This window comes from Acetatifactor aquisgranensis, from assembly GCF_943193215.1.
Taxonomy (GTDB): Bacteria; Bacillota; Clostridia; order Lachnospirales; family Lachnospiraceae; genus Acetatifactor; species Acetatifactor aquisgranensis.
The window spans coordinates 1-2,762 of sequence record NZ_CALPDH010000083.1 but is presented as its reverse complement, the minus strand read 5'-3'; the positions used below and the strand labels follow the sequence as shown (position 1 = coordinate 2,762).

2 protein-coding genes are annotated in these 2,762 nt (G+C 47.5%); both read right to left on the bottom strand.

What is annotated here, in order from left to right; translation table 11 throughout:
• Positions 1–723: 723 nt before the first annotated feature.
• Positions 724–1,971: a hypothetical protein gene (locus NFS35_RS28660; RefSeq protein ID WP_251210356.1), complete on the bottom strand. Its 1,248-nt coding sequence runs from the start codon at positions 1,969–1,971 to the stop codon at positions 724–726.
• Positions 1,955–2,521 carry a sigma-70 family RNA polymerase sigma factor gene (locus NFS35_RS28655; RefSeq protein ID WP_251210355.1) on the bottom strand — a complete coding sequence of 189 codons (567 nt, stop codon included), beginning with the start codon at positions 2,519–2,521 and terminating at the stop codon, positions 1,955–1,957. Before NFS35_RS28655 ends, NFS35_RS28660 begins: the two co-directional genes overlap by 17 nt.
• Positions 2,522–2,762 lie beyond the last annotated feature (241 nt).

Sequence of the window (2,762 nt, the reverse complement as noted above, 5' to 3'; positions counted from 1 at the left end):
CGCCTCATCTCATCCAATATCTGCGCAATCAGCTGGTTGATGGTTACTGTGTTTTGTTCCATGGCAAAACGCCTCCTAGTTTGATAATAGTCAGACATTATCCTGTCTGCTCTGTCTATTATCATGGATACGTTGTTTTTGTGCGAGAAGTATTATACCGAATTTGAGCATCTGTCTGATGAGGCGCCAGCAAGATCGCCGGATCTTGGAGAAAATGTTATACCGAATTATCTTAAAAAATCGTTGAAATACCGAGGCTGCTCCATAAGCCTCGGTATAATAGAAGTTTCGGTATAACTACTATTATACCGAATTCGGTATAAAAATGGCAAGCAATGCAAGTGTGGCCACACTTGCCATTTTTGACTGGCCGGGGGCCGTCAAAAATGCTTGTTGGGAAGACTCCCCAAACCCGGCTCTTTGGGACAAAATGTCCCAAAGAGATTAGCTGTGTCACCGCCGCTGTCGCGCCGGTTCCTTATTGCTCCGTCTGCCTTTCAGCCTGGACAGATGATTGATATTACGGTCTGCCATTGATAGGAGAAAAGGAGTAGCACAGCCGGGGCAGGCCGTCAAGGGAAGCCGCCGCAAGCGGCGGTGCTACGCACCCTTGACGGCCCGCTCCCGCCTGTGCTTATATAGTAGGCGATGACGGGGGATATACCACCAGAATTGATTCACTTATCACTTGCGTCCCGAGGGAACCGGGTATCAATTCCGTCATTATTCAGTGGGAAGATTGTAGTAAAAACGTCTGTTCAGGACATCCCTGTCCTTGTAGTAGTTATAGATATTCTCCACGCGCTCCCAAACCTGTTCATCAAAGTAGATGTCGCTCCGCTGGCTGACCATGCTCTCCGTATGCTGACGGAGATTTGTGTAAAACAGGTCAGTCACCTCGTAGCAGACATACTGCTCATCTTCATATACTTTGTACTGCTCCAGTTCACCAAAAGTCATGAGCTGTCCGTGGATAAAGGCAATATCCTCTGGACTGTGAATGTCCTTTACATTGTAGGTAAAGAAATAAAGCAGGGGGATATCTACGCCGCCATCGACCTCTCCTTTATGCTGGGGAACATACGCGCTCAAAACCAAGGCGCTTTCACCTTCGGTAGAGCCAACCGGGATGCCATAGCCATCAAGGCTGCGCCAGTGCAGACCGGTCAGCCAGTGTTGTGTCTCCAGAGGAGCAGTCTCATCAAAGATAACCTCCGGGTTTAGCCCGTCAATCGCCAGGGGAGCCTCTACTGCGGGGACTACATCCCGCTCCAGTGTGGTCAACAGTTCTTGGCATTTCTGAAGGTAACTGCCCGCAGCCTCTCTCCGCTCGTCGACATTGGCGGGATAGGTTTCAAAATAAGGCCGCAGTTCCTCCATAATTTGTGCAACCAGTTCTCTGTCGGCCTCGGCAGCAGGAATGGGGAGCGGCGTCTCTACCACCGTTTTGATTGGCTCCGCAAAAGAAACAGAACACATCCAGTCCTGTCCAAACACAAAATTGTTGTTCGTCAGCACGAAATAGTAATGGTCATCGGTGAGCGGCTGTTCCAGCACATCCATGTTGTACGCTTGGGAGAGATCCACCGTCATCACGCCGCTGGTATGCGCTCCGAACTCAGTGCCGCTGAATACAGTCTCGCCAGAGGTTGGAACGATTTCTTCGGCGGTAGACCATTGCATCAGTCTCAACTGCGGCTGGAAACTCAGATTTTTATTTGACCGGTTTTCTACTTGAATTGATACGAGGCCATTCCCCTCATAGGTGGCGGAAAGGCTCAAATCATCTCCGTCCAAAGAAGAAAACAGGCTGACCGCAAAGGCAGTCATTGTGAGGCAACACACCATCACAGCCGCCACAAGCACAGAGACTCCGATAGGACGGCGACGACGGGATACCAATTCAACGCCGGTTTTTTCCTCGAAAATATCTTTTATGTTCTGCAAATTTGTTTTACTGAAAGAACTCATATTGTCCTCCTTCTGAGCGCGTAAGCATCTCACGCAATCTCCGTTTTGTCTGGTACAGCCGGTTGTCGATTTGTTTCACACTCATATCCAGCGCCAGTGCGATTTCTTTGGGCTTTTGATTATAGTAATACCGGCGAATCAAAATTTCACGATCCGGTTCACCAAGAGCGTTGACTGCCGCGAGCAAGGCTTTGCGCGTCTCCGCCTCCAGAACAGCATCCACAACACTGAGCTGGTCGATAAAGTCTGTATCTTCCAGAGGGAGTGTATTGCGCTTTGTTATTTCCCGATATCGGTTCACAGCCTGTGTGCGGGCAACGATAGACAGCCAGGTTTTCAGTTTTCCCCGCTGGTGATTGAATTTTTCCGGATGTTCCCATAAGTAGATGAATGTATCAGCAACACATTCCTCCACATCTTGAACTGACCCGATATGGCTCAAAACTGCCTCTGCCACCGACCACAACAATTTGGAATACTTTGTGATTATCTCGTTGATTGCTACTTCGCTTCGGTTTTTGATGTCTGTTATTATTTTTTCATCATTCAAAAATGTCACCTCCTGTACTGATTGACCGGTCATATATAGTACGTTAAAAAATGAAAAAACACTGAAATTTTTTTGGAGCTTTTTGAGAATATCTGCCTTGATTTATAATACACCTATTTTGCTTACTATCAATATATCATGCGCTTGTTCTCATTTTTCTTTACAACCTAAAAGTCGAATAATCAGTACTCAAAACATCAGAACGCTGGAACCCCCAGTTTGTCAAGAAATAATTGGTCCC

Bases quoted from the DNA above. Each gene is read 5' to 3' on its own strand.
- NFS35_RS28660 (WP_251210356.1), bottom strand. From the start codon at position 1,971: ATGAGTTCTTTCAGTAAAACAAATTTGCAGAACATAAAAGATATTTTC.